The organism is Pelagibacterium sp., from assembly GCF_035555455.1.
Lineage (GTDB): Bacteria > Pseudomonadota > Alphaproteobacteria > Rhizobiales > Devosiaceae > Pelagibacterium.
Genome location: NZ_DATMGM010000044.1, coordinates 1 through 19,775 on the forward strand (window position 1 = coordinate 1; position 19,775 = coordinate 19,775).

Consider the following 19,775-nt stretch of genomic DNA (forward strand, 5'->3'; position numbering starts at 1 on the left):
TCGTGCGCGGGGGCTGTTGCCTTTGCGCTGCTGAGCGGGCGCAAGGGCGCGATGGTCAGCGAACGGACGGCGTAAAGCCCTTCGGTGGCGGCGGCAAAAATGGTATCCACTTGGTCGGACAGTCCGGTTCCGGGACACAAGATGGCCTCGCAGCAATTAGAATTCGACACCCTGTTGAGCGACATCCGCCGCTGTACGCTGTGCGCGGCGGACCTGCCGTTCGGCCCGCGTCCGGTGGTGCAGGCGGGGCTGGGCGCGCGCATCCTCATTATCGGGCAGGCCCCGGGGCGCAAGGTGCATGAAAGCGGAGTGCCGTGGCGCGACGATAGCGGCGACCGGCTGCGCGACTGGATGGGGATCGATATCGAGCAGTTTTACGATCCCGACAAGATCGCCATCATGCCGATGGGGTTTTGTTATCCCGGGCCCAATCCCAAGGGCGGCGGCGACCTGCCGCCGATGCGCCGCTGCGCGCCAACCTGGCACGAGCGCTTGCGCAGCCATCTGCCCCATATCGGGCTGACGCTGGTGGTGGGGCGCTACGCGCAGACCCATTACCTTAATAAGCGCCTGTCGCTGGGCGAAACGGTGCGCGGCTTTCGCGACCATCTGCCGGACACTATCCCCCTGCCCCATCCGAGTTGGCGCGTGGTGCGCTGGATGGGGCTGAACCCATGGTACGAGGCCGACTTGCTGCCGGTGTTGCGCCAGCGGGTCCGGGATGTGCTGGGGACCGGCGGTCAGGCGGGATAGGTTACAGTGCGCTCCGGGGTGATCACCGCCCCCGGGGTGAGACTGGCCGGATCGGCCCGCCCCTCACCCATCAGGTGCCGCACCTCGAACCCGCGGGCCAGAAGATAATCGGCGATGATGCGCCGGTGGCAGCGCCACCACACCGCTTCCGAACACATCAGCGCGCAGGTGCGGCTCTCACACAGGGCGACAAGGTCATCGAGCGCGGCGGCAAACGGTTCGGTGAGCGCGAAATCGGCGTAGTTGTGGAAGGACGCATGGGTCCAGAAGCCATTGATGGACGGATCGATCCCGGATTGATGCGCCCTGCGGCCCCCCAGATCGGGGAACTGGCGATACGCGATCTGGACCTCCGCAAGCGCTGTCGGCAGGGTATCGATATTGAAAGCCGGATTGGCCCGCGAGCGGGGAAAACGCCGCACATCGGCGACGCAATCGACGCCCACGCTGCGCAGCATGGCAAGAAAATCGTCCAGCGTGCGGTTCGAATGCCCGACGGTGAAAACCGGATGCGGGGGCACGATCAGACCTTGTGCAACGCGGTTTCCTTATGCGCGGCGACATGATCGGTCTTGTCGCTGGCGATCTCGTATTGCGGGGCGTCGGCGCTGGCGTGGCGCGGATGGCCCTTGTAGTGGAAATCGGCAGTGTGGATCTTGATGATCCTGCCCGAAACCATCCCGGCCTCGGAATTCCAGCGGACGTGATCGCCAATGGCGAATTTGGCCATATCTGCCTCCCGTAATCGTCTCTCTGTCGAAACCCATGGGCAAGGGACAAGTTCCCGCATACGATGTCGCAGGACCACTGCCTTGGGCTCTGGTGTCGGGAGTGGCAACATTTTTCCGGGAGAAGACATGGCCCTTATTCGCATAGAACCGGCGCAGGCGATCTCGTTGCAGCCGCCATCCGAGCCTTTGGCCATGCTGACCTCGGCACTGGTCAAGACCGACCATTTCACGGCCATCCATCTTGTTGTCGAGGCGGGCAAGGAAATCCCCAGCCACAGCGTTGTCGGGCCGCTGACGCTTTATTGCATCGAGGGACAGGCGGAACTGGGCCTGCCGGACCGGACGGTGACGATGAATGCCGGGGAATGGCTGTTTCTCGACGGCGGCACACCGCATTCGGTGCGGGGCATTGAGGCCTCGCGGTTGCTGCTCACTGTGGTGCTGCTGCCAGAATAAAGCCTTTAGAATGAGAAAAGGCCCGGCGCTGGAGCGTCGGGCCTTTGTTCATGGGTCTATGGGTCAGTGTCCCGGAACCGCCTCGGCGTCCATGGGGCGTTCCGGCGGGCGACGGATGAAGAAGGCCGCCACGATCGCGAACAGCGAGGTGATCGCGCCGCACAGGAAGGCAAGCTGGATGCCCTGCGAGGTCGCCGAGAGTTCCGGCACGCCATGGGCCATCAGATCGGCGGTGCGCATGGACATCAGGGAGACGAACAAGGCGATGCCCGCCGCGCCCGCAACCTGCTGAACGGTGCCGATCACCGCGCTGCCGTGCGGATAGAGGTGACGCGGCAGCGAGCCGAGGCTCGACGTGAACAGCGGCGTGAACATCAGCGCCAGCCCGAGGCTGAGCGTGACGTGCAGGCCGAGGAGGAACATCACCGGCGTGTTGGGATTGAGCGTGGTCATGGTCCACAGGACAATGCTCACCAGAGCCGAGCCGGGCACGAGCAGGACGGTCGGCCCGTATTTGTCGAACAGGCGTCCGACCAGCGGCGCGATCAGCCCCATGAGCAACCCGCCCGGAAGCAGCATCAGGCCGACCTGGGAGATTTCGAGGCCGAGGACGTTCTGCATGTAGATGGGCAACAGGATGAGCGAGCCGAACATCGCCATCATCGAAATGGCCATCATCACGACGCTGATCGTGAAGATCGGCGTGGCGAAGGTGCGCAGATCGAGCAAGGCGGCATCGCGCTTCTGGAGCGAGAACTGGCGGGCGATGAACACGCCGAGGCCCACCACACCGACAACCAGCGGCAGCCAGGAGGGGAACACCGTACCGGCCCCACCACCCTGCCCCAGGCTGCTCAGGCCATAGACCAGGCCACCGAAGCCAAGGGCCGACAGGATGACGGAAAGAACGTCGAACGGCGCCTTGGTGGGGGCGCTAACGTTCTGAATTTTGGCATAGCCCAGAGCCAGCGATGCCAGCGCGATCGGCAGCACGAGGATAAACATCCAGCGCCAGTCGAAATGTTCGAGGATGAAGCCGCCAATGGTGGGCCCGATGGCCGGGGCCACCGAGATCACGATGGAAATGTTGCCCATGGTGCGCCCACGCGCATGGGGCGGCACAAGGTTCATCACCGTGGTCATCAGCAACGGCATCATGATTGCCGTGCCGGTGGCCTGAACCACGCGGCCAAGCAGCAGGGCCTCAAAGCCCGGCGCAATGGCCGACACGGCCGTACCGGCGCTGAACAAGCTCATGGCCAGCACAAAGACGGGCCGTGTGTTGAGACGCTGGAGCAAATAACCTGTGATGGGAATGACCACGGCCATGGTGAGCATGAAGGCCGAAGTCAGCCACTGGGCCGCACTCGCGGTGATGCCCAGATCGCCCATCAGATGCGGAATCGCCACGCTCATGATGGTTTCATTGAGAATCACGACAAAGGCCGAAACCAGCAGCAGGGCAATCACCAGCCGGTTGCGGGACGCGGTTTCGCGATCGATCAACGAGTCATCGGGCGCGGAAGCGCCGGGAATCTCGGTCGGGGACATGATGGTGTCTCTTAAGTCTGACGCAGCGGCCAGACGGCCGGGCGCAAAAAACAGGGCCGCGTTTAATCTGCCTCCTGGACTGCAAAGTCAAGCCCCTGACAGCAGAAGAACGCGACTTCAACTCCACAGGGTTTACCATAAGGGCTTGCGCTCCCAGCCTACATAAGTCTTCACTTATGGCGCTGGTTGCAGGCCGGCATAAAGAAAAACGGGAGGAACAGATGAGGACCATGCACTTGGGCAGCGGCGGGCTGTTGGTTTCAGCCGCGCTCCTATTATCGGGGACCGCGCTGGCGCAGGACCCACCGCAACCGGAGGCCACTACCGCAATCGCCGAGCGGGAGTCGGTGACAGCGTCCGATTTCATGATCGCCACAGCGCATCCGCTGGCGACACAGGCCGGATATGACGTGCTGGCAGCGGGTGGAACCGCAGCCGACGCCATGGTCGCCGTGCAGGCGATGCTGGGGCTGGTCGAGCCGCAAAGCTCGGGCCTCGGCGGGGGAGCGTTCCTGGTTTACTGGGACGCCGATGCGGGCGAACTGGTCACCTATGACGCGCGCGAAAAGGCACCGCTGGCCGCCGATGACACCTATTGGCTCAATGCCGATGGCGAGACCATCCCCTTCATGGAAGCCGTGGTCGGGGGCCGTTCGGCCGGGGTGCCGGGAACACCCATGCTGATGGAAGTGCTGCATGCCGACCATGGCAGCATGGAGTTTGGCGACCTGTTGCAGGCAGCCATCGACACCGCCACCAACGGATTTTCGGTGTCCCAGCGCATGGCGGATTCGATCGCCGGGACCGATGGGCTCGATACATTCGTTGCGACGGGGGAGTATTTCCTGCCGGGCGGCACTCCGCTGGCCGAGGGCACGAACCTCGTCAACCCGGAGTATGCAGCGACATTGCAACTGTTCGCCGAACAGGGGTCGGAGCCGTTCTATACCGGTGAGATCGCCGAGGATATCGTTGCGGCGCTCAACACCAATATCAATCCGGGAATGCTGACTATGGAGGACATGGCCGCCTATGAGGTGGTCAAGCGCGATCCTGTGTGCATGAATTATCGCGGCTATGACATCTGCGGCATGGGGCCCCCAAGCTCGGGCGCACTGACCGTGGGGCAGATCATGGGCCTGCTGGAGCCGTTCGACATGGCCGCTATCGGCGAAGGCGTCGAGGCGCGGCACCTGTTTGCGGAAGCCTCGCGGCTGGCCTTTGCCGACCGTGGCCTTTACATCGGCGATACGGACTTTGTGAACATGCCCGACGGGCTGCTTGACGAAGCCTATCTGGCGGAACGGTCGGCCCTGATCGATCCCGACGCATCGATGGGTGTGGCCCAGCCGGGCACGCCTCCGGGCTGGTCGCAGGCACTGGCCCCCGACACCGAACGGCCCCGCCACGGCACGTCGCATTTCGTGATCCTGGACAGCCATGGCAATGCCATTTCGGCGACGACGACCATCGAAAGCGGGTTCGGTAACCGGGTGATGACGCGCGGTTATCTGCTCAACAATGAGCTGACCGACTTCTCGTTTGCCGCCGAGGCCAACGGACTACCGATCGCCAACCGGGTCGAGGCCGGCAAGCGGCCCCGTTCGTCCATGGCGCCCACCATCGTGTTTGCCGATGGCGCGCCGGTGCTGCTGACCGGAAGCCCGGGCGGCGCCAATATCATAGACTATACGGCGCTGTCGCTGGTGGCGATCCTCGACTGGGAAATGGACCCGCAAGCGGCCATCGACCTGCCCCATGTCACCAACCTCAACGGACGCACCAGCGTCGAGGAAGGCGAAGGGGCCGAAGAGATGGCCGCGGCGCTGACCGCGCTGGGCCATGAGGTGGCGATCGCCAACCTCAATTCCGGGCTGCACGTGATCCAGATCACCGAGGACGGATTGATCGGGGCCGCCGACAAGCGGCGCGAAGGCAAGGTGATGGGCGAGTAAAGCTCGTTCTCTCTGCGCCAATAAACGAGGCGGGCCGGTTTCCGGTCCGCCTTAGTGTTCGGGCAAGCGTCCGCCCAGGGCGTGGGTCAATTCGCTGGCTGCCTCGGAAACGATGCGGCCAAGTTCGGCAACCCGGTCATCGGTGACCCGCACCGACAGGCCGGAAATCGACACGGCGCAGACCGGTTCGGCCTCGGTGCCATAAACGACAGAGGCCACACAGCGCAGGCCCATCACATATTCTTCGTCATCGAGGGAATAGCCGCGCTGGCGGATGGCGGTGATATCGGCGCGAAACCGGGCCGGATCGGTGATCGATTTCTGCGTCGAGCGGCGCAGGCCGTGGCGGGCGATAATCGCATCGACATCGGCATCGCGATAGGCGGCGAGGATGGCCTTGCCCATGCCGGAGCTGGCGACGGGCGCCCTGCCCCCGACCCGCGTGATGGCGCGCATGATCTCGCGGCTTTCCACCTGGGTGAGCACGACTACCTCCCCATCCTCGATGATACCAAGATTGGCGGTTTCGCGGGTCTGGTCACGCAGGCGGCGCAGGATGGGCAGCGCGGGCGCTACGAAATTGCGCTGGCGGGTGAAGGCAGAGCCCACGGCAAACGCGCCGCGTCCCACATGCCAGAGATTATCGGAGCGGTTGAACTGCACGAAGCGGCGCTGTTCGAGGGTGGTGAGCAGGCGATGGACAGTCGAGACCGACAGGCCGGTGCTCCGCGCGATATCCGAAAGGCGGCAGCCTTCCTCCTCATCGCCCAGAACTTCCAGGATCGCCATGGCCCGATCCACGGATTGCACAATCCCCGAGCGCGGGGTGGCGGTGATCGACGCATCGCTCATCAATGGTGCTCCCTGTCTGACGACGGGAGCATAGACCATGCAAAATCCATTTGCGCAAAAGAAAGGGGCCCGCCATGGCGGACCCCGAAAACACTCAAGATGCCGCTGCCATCAGCGCTTGACGGCGATCTTGTCCGAAGCCGGGCGGGCCGACGGAGTCCAATCGTCAAACGACAGCTCGCGCTCGCCGTTCTCGTCACGGATCGAGGTCTGCAGGCCCATCTTGTTGAGCAGTCCGAGGAAGGGCTGCGGGGGCAGTTCTTCCACGTTGACCATCTTGTGGGCATCCCAGATGCCCTTGGCAACGAGGATGGCCGCCGCCACCGGGGGCACGCCCGCGGTGTAGGAAATGCCCTGGCTGCCCACTTCGCGATAGGCCTCGGCGTGATCGGCGACGTTGTAGATGAACACCTCGCGATCCTTGCCGTCCTTCTTGCCCTTCACCAGATCGCCGATGCAGGTCTTGCCGGTGTAATTGGGGGCCAGCGACGAGGGATCGGGCAGAACGGCCTTGACCACCTTGAGCGGGACCACTTCGACACCTTCGGCAGTGGTGACGGGCTGCTCGGACAGAAGGCCGAGGTTTTTGAGGACGGTGAACACGTTGATGTAGTGCTCGCCGAACCCCATCCAGAAGCGGATGTTGGGAACGTCCAGATTTGCTGCCAGCGAATGGATTTCGTCATGGCCGCACAGATAGGAGGTGCGCTCGCCGACCACGGGCAGATCGTCGGTCCGCGAAATCTCGAACATCTGGTTGCTGGTCCACTGGCTGTCCTGCCAAGTGTAAACCGTGCCGGTGAACTCGCGGAAGTTGATTTCGGGATCGAAATTGGTCGCGAAATACTTGCCGTGCGAGCCGGCATTGATGTCGATGATATCGATGGAGTCGACGGTGTCGAAATATTCCTCCACCGCAAGCGCGGCAAAGGCATTGACGACGCCGGGATCGAACCCGGCCCCAAGGATCGCGGTGACACCGGCCTTGTCACACCGCTCGCGCCGCTTCCACTCGTAGTTTGCGTACCAGGGAGGCGTTTCGCAGATTTTCGCGGGATCTTCGTGAATGGCGGTATCGATATAGGCGGCACCGGTCTCGATGCAGGCCTCAAGGACCGACATGTTGATAAAGGCGGAGCCGACATTGATGACGATTTGCGACCGCGTTTTCGCGATCAGCGCCTTGGTCGCTTCGACGTCGAGGGCATCAAGCTGATGGGCCTCGATGATACCGGGCTTTTTGAGCGACTTCTTTTCCAGGACACTCGAAACGATGTCCTGGCACTTGGACAAGGTGCGCGACGCGATATGGATATCGCCCAGCACATCATTGGCCATTGCAGCTTTATGGGCGACGACCTGCGCCACACCTCCGGCACCGAGAATCAGAACGTTCTTCTTCACTTCGCACGTAACACCTTTTGCAGAGATTGAACCAAGCTACGCCAGTCTGTCGAAATCAGGATCTCACCCCAAGGTTACGACAGGCTCTGCGCGTAGTCCTCAAACGTGAACTCACGGACGAGTTCCACTTGCCCGTCCAGCTGGCGCACCGCAATCGACGGCATCTGGACCCCGTTGAACCAGTTCTTCTTGACCATGGTGTAGCTGGCGGCATCGAGGAGCGAGATACGATCCCCGATTTTCAGCTCATGCTCGAACCGGAACTCTCCAAAAATGTCTCCGGCAAGGCAAGTTTTGCCGCAGACAATATACGTGTGCGGCCCGGTATTGGGGGCCACGCTGGTATATTCGTCGTATGTCAGCAGATCGAGCATATGGGCTTCAGTCGAGCTGTCAACAATCGCGACGTGCTTGCCGTTGTACACAACGTCGAGCACGGTCACTTCAAGGGTGGTCGAACCGGTGACGGAGGCATCGCCGGGTTCGAGATAAAGCTGGACCCCAAAGCGCTCGCTCATCGCCTTGAGGCGCTCCGCGAGGCGGTCGAGGGGGTAGCCGTCTTTGGTGAAACTGATTCCGCCGCCGAGGCTAACCCATTCCAGCTTATGCAAAATATCGGCGTAACGGTCCTCAATCTGCGTCAATAGCGCGTCGAGGGTTTCGAACGCGTCATTCTCGCAGTTAAAGTGGAACATCACCCCGGAAATACGATCGAGCACCGGACGGACATGCTCCATGTCCCACTCACCCAAACGTGAAAACGGGCGCGCCGGATCGGCGAGAATGAAGTGGGAATGGGAAATGCCCGGATTGAGCCGCAGGCCGACCTTCTTGCCCGCCGCTTCGGCCTTATCGGCGTAGCGGTTGAGCTGGGCCACGGAATTGAAAATGATCTTGTCGCAATGGCCAATGGCCTCGTCGATCTCGTGATCGGCCCAGGCAACGGAATAAGCATGGGTCTCGCCGCCGAACTTTTCGCGGCCAAGCCGGACCTCATAGAGCGAGGACGAGGTGGTGCCATCCATGTACTCGGCCATCAGATCGAACACCGACCAGGTGGCGAATGCCTTGAGCGCAAGGACGCATTTGACGCCCGAAGTCTGACGCAAATACGATATTTTTTCCAGGTTTCGGAGAAGTACCGATTTGTCGAGCAGATAATAGGGTGTCTGTAGCGTCAATCTTTACGATCGAACCTCCTGGGCGCTTGCGCGCGGGTTGAGGGATGGCGGCCCGCCAAAACGGGTGGGCTCCACATAGAGATTGCCAGGCGGGGAGACAAGACCCTTTATGCCACAATGGGGCTGGGTAAAAGCGTCGCGGCGTTTTGGCTGCTTTGCCTTGGGGGGCCGCCCTATGGTTTAAGGCAATCTTCCACAGGACAGGCAGGACAGAGTGCGCAAGATCGTCGTCATCGGCATTGGAACGGGCAATCCCGAACACATGACCATGGAAGGGCTGACCGCGCTGCGGAGCGCGGACGTGCTGTTTGTGCCCACCAAGGGCGAGGACAAGGCGCAATTGGCGGCGGTCCGCCATGCTATTGTCGAGCGGTTTGCCGCGCCGGGACTGCGGGTGACTGAATTCGCACTGCCGGTGCGCGACGCAGCCAACCCCAGCTATGAGGCGGGCGTCGCCGACTGGCACGACGCGATTGCCGGGCAATACCGGACGATGATCGCCGACATGGACGAAAGCGAAACCGCTGCGCTGCTCGTTTGGGGTGATCCGGGGCTCTATGACAGCACCTTGCGGATACTGGAGCGGGTGCGGGCACTGGGAGAAGAGTTTTCGATCAGGGTTGTGCCAGGGATTACCGCGATTGCGGCGCTGACGGCGGCCTTTGCGATCCCGCTCAACAGCGTGGGCAATCCGGTGATCATTACCACCGGGCGCAAGCTGGCACAGGGCTGGCCCGAGGGGGCGGACAGCGTGGTGGTGATGCTGGACGGGAAACAGACCTTCGCGTCCATCGACCCGGAAGGGCTGCATATCTATTGGGCCGGTTATGTGGGCATGAGCGAGCAGATCCTGATCGAAGGCGCGCTGAGTGAGGTTTCCGGCACAATTGCAAAGACGCGCGAGGCGGCGCGGGCCGAGCATGGGTGGATCATGGATATCTACCTGCTGCGGCGGGCAGTCGGGCGATGACGCGGCGCGCCCCTGCCCCGCGCGGCGCGTGCCCGACGCTCGACGACCCGATGGAGGTGGCGGACGGGCTGCTGGCGCGATTCCGGCCCGAGCGGGGGTTTTCGCCCGCGCAGCTCGATGCGTTGGCAGATGCGGCGGAGCGGCATGGCAACGGGCTGATCGAGGTGACGGCGCGGGGCAATGTGCAGGTACGGGGGCTGTCGGAGGCGTCGGCGGGGGCATTTCGGATGGCGCTGGAGGCGGCGGATATCGTCGCCCTGCGCCTGCCCGCCATCGAATTTTCTTCCATCGCCGGGGACGATCCCGAGGCGCTGGCCGATCCGCGCGGACTGGCCAAACGCTTGCGCCAGGTGTGCGCACAGGCGCTGCAACGAGCGCCGCTGTCGCCGAAACTGGCGCTGGTGATCGAGGATGGCGGGCAGATCGGGCTGGATGGGCAAAAGGCCGATATCCGGTTGCGGGCGGCGTTGGGGGGATGGGCGTTGGAAGTGGGCGGCTCGGGAATGGGCCTGCTCGACGAAGCCGATGTGACGGAAATGGTGGGGCGGTTGCTCGGCGCGTTGCAAGCCAAGGGACCGAGGGCGAGGGCCACCGATCTGGACGCCGGGGAATTGGCAGCAATTGGGGAACTATCGGTGGCCGGTGGGGCCGAACGGCGACGGGTAGCACTGGGGCGGCTGCATATGCGGGCGGGATACGCGCTGCGGGTCGGGGTGCCGTTCGGGCAGGTCGGCCCGGATATGGTGCGGGCGCTCTCGAAGGTGATGGCGGCGTTCGGGGTTGGTGAGGCGCGGCCAGCGCCGGAGCGGACGCTGGTGCTGGTCGGGGCACAGGGCGATGGCGAGGGATTGGACGACGCGCTGGAAGCGGCAGGCTGGTGGGCGCATCCGGACACTGCGGGCGGCAGGCTGACGCTGTGCTCAGGGGCGGAAAGCAGCGATGGCGGGGTGATCCACGCGGCGCAGCTGACGGGGGCGCTGGCGCGGATTGCGCCCGATCTGCTCGATGGATCGGTCCATATCCATGTCTCGACCTGCGCCAAGGGTTGTGCGTTTACCGGGCGGCCCGGGGTGATGCTCGACGGCAACCGGCTGGTGCTCTATGACAGCGCGACACAGAGACAGCTTGCAACCTTTGACCCGACGGCTATTGAAGCCGATATCGTTTCCCTCGTGGAGCGAATCCGCGATAATCGGAAGTCCGGCGAGACGACGCTCGATTGTCTGAGCCGGCTGGGGCCTCCATGATTGAATATGACTACATCCGCGAAGGCGACGCCATCTACCGGAAGTCCTTCGCAACCATCCGCGCCGAAGCCGATCTGTCGCGCTTTTCCGAGGCGGAAGCCGACATCGCCATCCGCATGATCCACGCCTGCGGGCTGGTGGACGCGGCGCAGTATTTCCATTTTTCTCCCGGCTTTGCCGAGGCGGGGCGCGAAGCGCTGAAACGCGGCAAGCCGATCTTCACCGACGCCGAAATGGTGGCGCGGGGAGTAACGCGGGCGCGCCTGCCGGCCAACAACGAGGTGATCTGCGAAATCAACAATGCGGAAACCCCGCATCTGGCCCGCGATTTCGGCAATACCCGCTCGGCGGCTGCGCTCCATATCTGGCTGCCGCGGCTCGAAGGCGCGGTCGTCGCCATCGGCAATGCGCCCACGGCGCTGTTCCATCTGCTCGAACTGCTGCGCGACGGCGCGCCCAAGCCCGCAGTGATCATCGGCATGCCGGTGGGCTTTGTCGGGGCGGTGGAATCGAAAGAGGCGCTGATGGAGCATTCCTACGGTATTCCCTTTGCGACGGTCAGTGGCCGGATGGGCGGCAGCGCGATGACCGCCGCAGCGCTCAATGCGCTGGCGAGGACCGGTATATGAGCCCAACGGGCCGACTGATCGGCGTGGGGACAGGGCCTGGCGATCCGGAACTTTTGACACTCAAGGCCGTGCGGGCGCTGGGGGAAGCGGACGTGATCGCCCATTTCCTCAAGCGCGGCAGGCCGGGCAATGCGCGTCGGATCGTTGACCAGCACCGGCCGGAAACGGTGATCGAGTTGCCGTTGGCCTATCCGGTGACCACCGAAATGCACCGGCACGGGCCGGACTACCGCGCCAGCATTGCCGGATTTTTTGATGAATCCGCGCGTCAGATTGCTGCCCAACTCGATGCGGGACGGACGGTGGCGGTGCTCTCGGAAGGCGATCCGTTCTTTTATGGCTCGTATATGCATATCCATGTGCGGCTGGCGCAGAGCTATCCGACCGAAGTGATCCCGGGCGTGACGTCGCTCTCGGGCTGCTGGTCGCAGGCAGGGGTGCCGCTGATGCAGGGCGATGACGTGTTCACGGTGTTGCCCGGCACTCTCGACGGCCCGGAGCTGGAGCGGCGGCTGGCGGCAACCGACAGCGCGGTGATCATGAAGGTAGGACGCAATCTGCCAAAAATCCGGCAGGCGCTGGCAGCGAGCGGCAAGCTCGACGGGGCGATCTATGTCGAGCGCGGCACCATGGAAGAGGCCAGGGTAATTGCGCTGGCCGAACGCGACGACAGCCCGGCCCCCTATTTCAGCCAGGTGCTGGTGCCGGGCTGGAAAGAGCGGCCATGAGTGGAACGCTGTATATCGTGGGGCTCGGGCCCGGCACTGCGGCGCAGATGACGCCGCAGGCGCAAGAGGCGATTGCCGCGTCGAGCCATTTTCTGGGCTACAAGCCCTATATCGACCGGCTGGACCTGCGGGCCGACCAGACCGCCCTGCCCTCGGACAATCGCGAGGAACTCGACCGGGCGCGTGCGGCACTGGACCTTGCTGCTGGCGGGCATGTGGTGACCATGGTTTCGGGCGGTGACCCCGGCGTGTTCGCCATGGCGGCTGCGGTGTGTGAAGCGCTGGACGCGGAGCCGGAGCGCTGGGCTGCAACAGAACTGGTTGTCGTGCCCGGCATTACCGCCATGCTGGCGGTGGCGGCCCGGATCGGGGCACCGCTCGGCAATGATTTTTGCGCCATTTCGCTTTCGGACAATCTCAAGCCCTGGAGCGTCATCGAGCGGCGGGTACGCGCGGCGGCGGAAGCGGGGTTTGTGATGGCGTTCTACAACCCGATCTCAAAGGCGCGGCCCTGGCAGCTTGGCGCGGCGCTCGATATGCTGCGCACGATCCTGCCCGGGGAGACCGTGGTGATCGTTGGCCGTGCCGTGGGACGCAAGGACGAGACGGTCGGCCATCAAACCCTTGCAACGGTGCGTCCGGAGGATATCGACATGTCCACCTGCCTGATTGTCGGCAACCGCCTGACGCGCGTGGTGGCGCGCGAGGGACAGAGCGATCTTGTCTATACGCCGCGCTGGGTGAAGCAGGATGAATAAGCGCTGGCTGACCATTGTGGGCATTGGCGAGGACGGGCTGGACGGGCTGACCGACCTCACCAAATCGCTGATCGCGAACGCCGAAGTGGTGTTTGGCGGGCAGCGCCACCTCAACCTCGTGCGCAGCATGAACGTCGCCGAACAACGGCGCTGGCAAAGCCCCATCGAAACCTCGGTGGAGGAAGTAGCGCGGCTGCGCGGGCGCAAGCGGGTGTGCGTGCTGGCCAGCGGCGATCCGTTCTATTTCGGCATTGGCGCAACCTTGGCGCGGCGCGTTCCGGCAGCGGAAATGCTGGTGATCACCAGCCCTTCGTCGCTGTCGCTGGCGGCGGCGCGGATGGGCTGGGCGTTGCAGGATGTCACCGTGCTCTCGCTGCACGGGCGACCGATCGAGCTGATCCGCCCGCATTTGCAGCCGGGGCGGAAAATCCTGGCGCTGACCGCCGATGGCGACGGGCCGGGGCAGATCGCGGCGCTTCTGACCGAGGCCGGGTTCGGCAAGAGCGCGCTAACCGTGCTCGAAGCGCTGGGCGGGCCGAAGGAAAAGCTGCGGACCATGCCGGCGCAATCGTTCAATTTCGACGAGATTTCGCCGCTCAACGTGCTGGCCATCGATGTTCTGGCCGATGCCGACGCGCGGGTCCTGCCGATGACGCCGGGAATGCCGGACGAGTGGTTCGACCATGACGGGCAGATCACCAAGCGCGAAGTACGGGCGCTGACGCTGGCGGCGCTGGCCCCGCGCCGGGGCGAAGTGCTGTGGGATATCGGCGCGGGATCGGGATCGGTAAGCATCGAATGGATGCTGGCCGACCCAACGCTGTCGGCCATCGCGATTGAGGCCGATCCGGTGCGCGCCGCGCGGATTGGCGCGAATGCGGCGCTGATGGGGGTGCCGGGGCTTACGGTCAAAGCCGGTGCTGCGCCGAAAATGCTTGAAAACCTTGCGAGGCCCGATGCGGTGTTTGTCGGCGGCGGGGGCACCGATGATGGCGTGATCGACGCGGCGATCAACGCGCTGCGGCCCGGGGGGCGGCTGGTGGCCAATGCGGTGACGCTGGAAATGGAAGCGGTTCTGACGCTGTTGCATCAGCAGATGGGCGGCACCCTCACCCGTTTGCAGATCACCCGCGCCGAAGCGCTGGGGGCGATGAGCGGCTGGCGGCCTGCGATGCCGATCACCCAATGGGCGTGGACCAAATGACCGTTCATTTCATCGGCGCCGGACCGGGGGCTGCAGACCTCATCACCGTGCGCGGACGCGACCTGCTGGCGCGGTGCCCCGTATGCCTTTATGCAGGCTCGATCGTACCCAGGGAGATGCTGAGCTGGTGCCCCGAGGGGGCCAGACTGGTCGATACGGCCCCACTGGCGCTTGAAGACATCGAGGCGGAATATGTGGCCGCCCATGAGGCCGGGCTGGACGTGGCGCGGCTGCATTCGGGCGATCTGTCGGTGTGGAGCGCGGTGGCCGAGCAGATCAGACGGCTCGAAAAGCACGGCATTCCCTATACGCTGACGCCGGGGGTACCCGCTTTCGCCGCTGCGGCTGCCGCTTTGGGGCAGGAACTGACCAAGCCGGAACTGGCGCAATCGCTGGTCTTGACCCGCGTTTCCGGACGCGCCTCGCCTATGCCGGAGCGCGAGACGCTGACCGGGTTCGGCGCGACCGGTGCGACACTGGCCATCCATCTTGCCATTCATGCGCTCGATCAGGTGGTGGCAGAATTGACGCCGCTCTATGGGGCGGATTGCCCGGTGGCGATCGTTGCCTGGGCGAGTTGGGCGCAAGAGCGGATCGTGCGCGGAACGCTGGGCGATATCGCGGCAAAGGTGGCAGACGACCCCATCGAACGGACGGCGATCATCTTTGTCGGGCGGACGCTGGGGGCGGAAGGGTTTTCCGACAGTTCGCTGTATGATGCCGCGTATCAGAGACGGTTCCGCGGGCGGGAGTAGCGGGGGCGGGGCTGCGGACTGCACCGGGCGCTGGTGTGTACCGGATCCCGGATCAAGTCCGGGATGACAAAGGTGGGGGTGAGGCGCAGGACCTGATCAAGTCGCCAGAGTCATCCCGGGCGGAGACCCGGGAACCAGTAACCGGCAGAGTGTGAGGGTCAAGCGCTGCGCGTCCCTCATCGGCCCCTGCGAGCACCTTCGCCCCAAGGGGACAGGGGGAAGGTTGGCTGTGCGGAGGTCTGGCTGCAAGCGCTGGTGTGTACTGGATCCCGGATCAAGTCCGGGATGACAAAGGTGGGGGGCGAGACGCGGGACCTGCCTAAGTCGCCAGAGTCATCCCGGGCGGAGACCCGGGATCGAGTAGCCGGTGGAGTGTGAGGGTCAAGCGCAGCGCGTCCCTCATCGGCCCTGCGAGGGCGGCGCAGGTCAGGTTGAGCGGATAAAACTCTTGCCCATTGCGGCAAAGAGGCCATGCTGGGGAGGTGACTCGGCGCCGGGCTGGGAGAGGTGATGGCCGCTTATATCTTGCGACGCCTGTTGTTGATGATCCCGACCGTGTTCGGGATCATGGTGGTGTCGTTTCTTGTCGTCCAGTTCGCCCCCGGCGGACCGGTGGAGCAGGCCATCGCCCGCTATTCGGGCACGGATGTGTCGGCGCTGTCGCGGGTGACGGGGGCGGTGCAGGGGGATTTTGGCGGCCAAGGGGGCGCTGACGCGTCCACGGCGGCGCAGAATTCCGGCGAGCAGGTGCAATCGGCCTATCGCGGTGCGCGCGGGCTGTCGCCGGCATTCATCGCCCAGATCGAGGCGCAGTACGGGTTCGACAAGCCGCCGCTGGAGCGGTTCGTTTCCATGCTGGGGGATTACCTGCGGTTCGATTTCGGGCGATCCTATTATCGCGATATCTCGGTGATCGATCTGGTGCTGGAAAAAATGCCGGTCTCGATATCGCTGGGGCTGTGGATGACGCTGATTTCCTACGGGATTTCCATTCCGCTTGGGATCGCTAAGGCGGTGCGGGACGGGTCGCGGTTCGATATCTGGACATCGGGGGTGGTGATCATCGGCTACGCCATTCCGGGCTTCCTGCTGGCGATCCTGTTGATCGTACTGTTCGCAGGCGGCAGCTTCTGGTCGGTGTTTCCGTTGCGCGGGCTCACCTCGGCCAATTTCGCCTCCATGCCGTGGTATCAGCAAATCCTCGACTATGCCTGGCATCTGGTGTTGCCGATCACGGCGATGGCGGTGGGGGCGTTTGCGACCTCGACGCTGCTGGTGAAAAATTCATTCCTCGATGAAATCCGCAAGCAATATGTGGTGACGGCGCGGGCCAAGGGGCTGAGCGAAAACCGGGTGCTGTACGGGCATGTGTTCCGCAATGCGATGCTGATCGTGATTGCCGGATTTCCCGGTGCGTTCATCGGCGCGTTCTTTGGCGGCTCGCTGCTGATCGAGACGATTTTTTCCCTCGATGGGCTGGGGCTTTTGGGCTTCCAGTCGGTGTTGACGCGGGACTACCCGGTGGTGTTTGCGACGCTCTATATCTTTTCGCTGGTCGGGCTGGTGCTGGGGCTGATTTCGGACCTGACCTATATGTGGATCGATCCGCGCATCGATTTCGAGACGCGGGAGGTCTGATGGCGCTCTCGGCGATCAACCGGCGCAGGCTGGCCAATTTCCGCGCCAACCGACGCGGGCATGTCTCGTTCTGGATTTTCGTCGTTCTGGTCGTGGTGACGCTGTTTGCCGAAGCCATCAGCAATGACCGGCCCCTTGTTGCCTATTACAAGGGGGAACTGCTGTTTCCGGTCGTGGTGGATTATCCCGAAAGCAAGTTTGGCGGGTTTCTGGCGGTGACCCAGTATCGCTCCTCGGTGATCGAGCGCGAGATCGACGCGCATGGATGGACGGTCTGGCCGCTGTTTCGCTTTTCGCACAGGACGGTGGATACCGCCCTGCCCGGCCCCGCGCCGACCCCGCCAAGCTGGCTGATGAGCCGGGAGGAAAACTGCGCGCGCTATCGCGAAGGCGTAAACGATCCAGGGTGCCGACTGGGCAATATGCACATTCTAGGCACTGACGATCAGGGCCGCGACGTGCTGGCGAGGCTGATCTATGGCTTTCGCATCTCTGTGGTGTTCGGGCTGGTGCTCACCGGGTTTTCCTCGGTTATCGGGGTGACCGCCGGTGCGGTACAGGGCTATTTCGGCGGCTGGACGGATTTGTTGTTCCAGCGTTTCATCGAAATCTGGACGGCGATCCCTTCGCTCTACCTGCTGTTGATCATATCGAGCATTCTGGCACCCAGCTTCTGGGTTCTGCTGGGAATATTGCTGCTGTTTTCGTGGGTGGCGCTGGTGGGGGTGGTGCGGGCCGAATTCCTGCGCGGGCGCAATTTCGAATATGTGAAGGCGGCGCGGGCGCTGGGGGTCGGCAACCGGACCATCATGTTCCGCCACCTGTTGCCCAACGCCATGGTGGCCACGATCACCTTCATGCCGTTTATCCTGGGCGGGTCGATCGTAACGCTGACCTCGCTCGATTTTCTCGGTTTCGGCATGCCGCCCGGCTCGCCCTCGCTGGGCGAATTGCTGGCGCAGGGCAAGAACAACCTGCAAGCGCCGTGGCTGGGGCTGACCGGCTTTGCCGTGATTTCGGTGATGCTCAGCCTGTTGGTCTTTGCCGGCGAAGCGGTGCGCGACGGGTTCGATCCGCGCAAAACGTTCGGGTGATGGGAATGGGCAGGCAAAACGACTATATTGGGAAACCAAGTCCATGGAGCCGACCATGACCAGGATCGTACGCAACCACTATCCGGTGGACAAATTGCCAGAGGATTTGCGCAAGCATTTTTCGCGCGGGGGATTGGTGACGCTTGAGGTAAAGGAGGAACCCAAGGACGCGGAGCGACCGGTGACTGCATCGGAGGTCGCCTCAATGCTGCGAGCGGCGCAAGAGCGGAACAAGGCTTCGGCGCGCAGCATGGAGGAAATCGTAGCAGAAGTGCGGGACCTGCGCGACGAATGGGACGATTAGCTTGCCGTTCGGAAGGATTTATCTCGATAGCAATGTGCTGATCTCCGCTTTCGGACGGAGCGATGACCCTGCAGCGGCAGCCATGCTGCCCGCGATCATCGATGCGGTGACCGATAGCGGATTGCCTCCGTTCGTAGCCAGCGAGCTTGCGCTAGCAGAAACGCTCGTCCGTCCGTTCAGGGAGCAGAACCAGGAGGCTATGGACGGCTTCGAAATGCTTCTGACCGTCATCAGGCCAACGCTCGACGTGCTCGAAATCATCTATTTGTGGCTTCGCCCATGACCCCTCCCCTGCTCTCCGTTCGCAATCTTGATGTCGCGTTTCAGGTGGAGGGGCGGCGGGTGGAGGCGGTGCGGGATGTTGGTTTTGAGATTGCGCCGGGAGAGACGCTGGCGCTGGTGGGGGAATCGGGATCGGGCAAATCGGTGACGGCGCTGTCAGTATTGCGGCTGCTGCCCTACCCGGCGGCATCGCATCCCAGGGGGGAAATCCTGTTCAAGGGGCAGGATCTGCTGCAAGCGGATGAGAAGGCCCTGCGCAAAGTGCGCGGCAATGCGGTGTCGATGATCTTTCAGGAGCCGATGACCTCGCTCAACCCGCTGCACACCATCGAAAAACAGGTCAGCGAGGTGTTGTCGATCCATCGCGGGATGGGGCGCGCGGCGGGGCGGGCACGGACGATCGAGCTGCTCGAAGCGGTGGGGATTCCCGATCCGCAATCGCGGCTGGACGCGTTTCCGCACCAGCTTTCGGGTGGACAGCGCCAGCGGGTGATGATCGCAATGGCGCTGGCCTGCGAGCCGGACCTGTTGATCGCCGACGAACCGACCACCGCGCTCGATGTCACGGTGCAGGCGCAGATTCTCGATCTGCTCAAGGACGTGCAACGCCGCATGGGCATGGCGATGCTGTTCATCACCCACGATCTGGGTATCGTCAGGCGCATGGCCGACCGGGTGTGCGTGATGCGCGAGGGGGAGATCGTCGAACGCGCGGAGACCGCGGAGCTGTTCGCCAACCCGCAACATCCCTACACGCGGCAATTGCTGTCGAGCGAGCTGGGCGAAACTCCTGTCGCACCGGTCGAAGCGGGCCGGTCTATCGTCGAGGTCAAGGACCTGCGGGTCTGGTTCCCGATCAAGCGCGGGCTGTTGCGGCGCGTTGTGGGACACGTCAAGGCTGTCGACGATATCGACCTTGAGGTGCGCGAAGGCGAGACGCTGGGCGTGGTGGGGGAATCGGGCTCGGGCAAGACGACGCTGGGGCTCGCCATCCTGCGGCTGGTGTCGTCCCAGGGCCGCATCGTATTTTTGGGCGAGGACGTGCAGGGCAAGACTTCTCGCGCCATGCGGGCCTATCGCGCCGATATGCAGGTGGTGTTTCAGGACCCGTATGGCTCGCTGTCGCCCCGGATGAGCGTCGGCGATATCATTGCCGAGGGGCTGGGGGTGCATTTTGCGCACCTTTCCGCCGCCGACCGTGCCGAACGGGTGCGGGCGGTGCTGATGGAAGTGGGGCTCGACCCCGAGACCATCCACCGCTATCCGCACGAATTTTCCGGCGG

General features: G+C 63.6%; 21 protein-coding genes. 15 read left to right on the plus strand and 6 right to left on the minus strand.

Translation table 11 applies throughout. The annotated features are described in order from the left end of the window. Window positions 1-141: 141 nt before the first annotated feature. Complete coding sequence (locus VNS12_RS08515; RefSeq protein WP_325487396.1) at window positions 142-753, plus strand: uracil-DNA glycosylase family protein; 612 nt, start codon at window positions 142-144, stop codon at window positions 751-753. Here VNS12_RS08515 and VNS12_RS08520 read toward each other — a convergent pair. Further along, window positions 741-1,274 carry a DUF488 domain-containing protein gene (locus VNS12_RS08520; RefSeq protein ID WP_325487397.1) on the minus strand — a complete coding sequence of 178 codons (534 nt, stop codon included), beginning with the start codon at window positions 1,272-1,274 and terminating at the stop codon, window positions 741-743. The genes VNS12_RS08515 and VNS12_RS08520 overlap by 13 nt on opposite strands. Window positions 1,275-1,276: 2 nt before the next feature. Further along, the gene (locus VNS12_RS08525) at window positions 1,277-1,483 is read right to left on the minus strand and encodes a hypervirulence associated TUDOR domain-containing protein (protein WP_325487398.1); all 207 of its coding nucleotides are present in this window, start codon (window positions 1,481-1,483) and stop codon (window positions 1,277-1,279) included. Window positions 1,484-1,610: 127 nt separating this feature from the next. Here VNS12_RS08525 and VNS12_RS08530 point away from each other — a divergent pair, with 127 nt between their 5' ends. Further along, window positions 1,611-1,940: a cupin domain-containing protein gene (locus tag VNS12_RS08530; RefSeq protein ID WP_325487399.1), complete on the plus strand. Its 330-nt coding sequence runs from the start codon at window positions 1,611-1,613 to the stop codon at window positions 1,938-1,940. Window positions 1,941-2,003: 63 nt separating this feature from the next. Here the strand turns inward: VNS12_RS08530 and VNS12_RS08535 are convergent, their stop codons facing one another. Then, window positions 2,004-3,491: a DHA2 family efflux MFS transporter permease subunit gene (locus tag VNS12_RS08535; protein WP_325487400.1), complete on the minus strand. Its 1,488-nt coding sequence runs from the start codon at window positions 3,489-3,491 to the stop codon at window positions 2,004-2,006. Window positions 3,492-3,712: 221 nt separating this feature from the next. On the opposite strand from VNS12_RS08535, the gene ggt reads away from it, so the two are divergent. Further along, the gene (ggt, locus tag VNS12_RS08540; RefSeq protein ID WP_325487401.1) at window positions 3,713-5,446 is read left to right on the plus strand and encodes a gamma-glutamyltransferase; all 1,734 of its coding nucleotides are present in this window, start codon (window positions 3,713-3,715) and stop codon (window positions 5,444-5,446) included. A 51-nt stretch (window positions 5,447-5,497) separates the two neighbouring features. Here the strand turns inward: ggt and VNS12_RS08545 are convergent, their stop codons facing one another. The 3 genes from VNS12_RS08545 to VNS12_RS08555 form a co-directional block, all read right to left on the minus strand. Further along, complete coding sequence (locus VNS12_RS08545) at window positions 5,498-6,298, minus strand: IclR family transcriptional regulator (protein WP_325487402.1); 801 nt, start codon at window positions 6,296-6,298, stop codon at window positions 5,498-5,500. Between the two features lie 111 nt (window positions 6,299-6,409). Continuing rightward, the gene (locus VNS12_RS08550; protein WP_325487403.1) at window positions 6,410-7,702 is read right to left on the minus strand and encodes a saccharopine dehydrogenase family protein; all 1,293 of its coding nucleotides are present in this window, start codon (window positions 7,700-7,702) and stop codon (window positions 6,410-6,412) included. Window positions 7,703-7,776: 74 nt separating this feature from the next. Continuing rightward, the gene (locus VNS12_RS08555; protein ID WP_325487404.1) at window positions 7,777-8,883 is read right to left on the minus strand and encodes a carboxynorspermidine decarboxylase; all 1,107 of its coding nucleotides are present in this window, start codon (window positions 8,881-8,883) and stop codon (window positions 7,777-7,779) included. Window positions 8,884-9,097: 214 nt separating this feature from the next. Here VNS12_RS08555 and cobF point away from each other — a divergent pair, with 214 nt between their 5' ends. The 12 genes from cobF to VNS12_RS08615 form a co-directional block, all read left to right on the plus strand. Next, a complete protein-coding gene (gene cobF / locus VNS12_RS08560; protein ID WP_325487405.1) occupies window positions 9,098-9,853 on the plus strand; it encodes a precorrin-6A synthase (deacetylating) in 756 nt (251 codons plus the stop codon). Next, on the plus strand, window positions 9,850-11,100 hold the full coding sequence (locus tag VNS12_RS08565) for a hypothetical protein (protein WP_325487406.1): 1,251 nt from the start codon (window positions 9,850-9,852) through the stop codon (window positions 11,098-11,100). Before cobF ends, VNS12_RS08565 begins: the two co-directional genes overlap by 4 nt. Then, a complete protein-coding gene (locus tag VNS12_RS08570; RefSeq protein WP_325487407.1) occupies window positions 11,097-11,729 on the plus strand; it encodes a precorrin-8X methylmutase in 633 nt (210 codons plus the stop codon). Before VNS12_RS08565 ends, VNS12_RS08570 begins: the two co-directional genes overlap by 4 nt. Further along, the gene (locus VNS12_RS08575) at window positions 11,726-12,457 is read left to right on the plus strand and encodes a precorrin-2 C(20)-methyltransferase (protein WP_325487408.1); all 732 of its coding nucleotides are present in this window, start codon (window positions 11,726-11,728) and stop codon (window positions 12,455-12,457) included. The genes VNS12_RS08570 and VNS12_RS08575 overlap by 4 nt, the downstream gene beginning before the upstream one ends. Continuing rightward, the gene (locus tag VNS12_RS08580; protein ID WP_325487409.1) at window positions 12,454-13,215 is read left to right on the plus strand and encodes a precorrin-3B C(17)-methyltransferase; all 762 of its coding nucleotides are present in this window, start codon (window positions 12,454-12,456) and stop codon (window positions 13,213-13,215) included. Before VNS12_RS08575 ends, VNS12_RS08580 begins: the two co-directional genes overlap by 4 nt. Next, window positions 13,208-14,419 carry a precorrin-6y C5,15-methyltransferase (decarboxylating) subunit CbiE gene (gene cbiE, locus VNS12_RS08585; protein WP_325487410.1) on the plus strand — a complete coding sequence of 404 codons (1,212 nt, stop codon included), beginning with the start codon at window positions 13,208-13,210 and terminating at the stop codon, window positions 14,417-14,419. Before VNS12_RS08580 ends, cbiE begins: the two co-directional genes overlap by 8 nt. Continuing rightward, the gene (gene cobM, locus VNS12_RS08590) at window positions 14,416-15,174 is read left to right on the plus strand and encodes a precorrin-4 C(11)-methyltransferase (RefSeq protein ID WP_325487411.1); all 759 of its coding nucleotides are present in this window, start codon (window positions 14,416-14,418) and stop codon (window positions 15,172-15,174) included. Before cbiE ends, cobM begins: the two co-directional genes overlap by 4 nt. Before the next feature lie 510 nt (window positions 15,175-15,684). After that, window positions 15,685-16,812 (plus strand): microcin C ABC transporter permease YejB, encoded by a 1,128-nt coding sequence (locus tag VNS12_RS08595; protein ID WP_325487412.1) that lies wholly within the window; start codon window positions 15,685-15,687, stop codon window positions 16,810-16,812. Continuing rightward, window positions 16,812-17,906: an ABC transporter permease gene (locus VNS12_RS08600; protein ID WP_325487413.1), complete on the plus strand. Its 1,095-nt coding sequence runs from the start codon at window positions 16,812-16,814 to the stop codon at window positions 17,904-17,906. Before VNS12_RS08595 ends, VNS12_RS08600 begins: the two co-directional genes overlap by 1 nt. A gap of 55 nt (window positions 17,907-17,961) precedes the next feature. Beyond that, window positions 17,962-18,210, plus strand: coding sequence for a hypothetical protein (locus VNS12_RS08605; RefSeq protein ID WP_325487414.1), 249 nt, complete (start codon window positions 17,962-17,964; stop codon window positions 18,208-18,210). A gap of 1 nt (window position 18,211) precedes the next feature. Then, a complete protein-coding gene (locus VNS12_RS08610; protein WP_325487415.1) occupies window positions 18,212-18,493 on the plus strand; it encodes a hypothetical protein in 282 nt (93 codons plus the stop codon). Then, the coding region (locus tag VNS12_RS08615; protein WP_325487416.1) for an ABC transporter ATP-binding protein at window positions 18,490-19,775 on the plus strand (1,286 nt) is incomplete at its 3' end. The genes VNS12_RS08610 and VNS12_RS08615, both read left to right, overlap by 4 nt.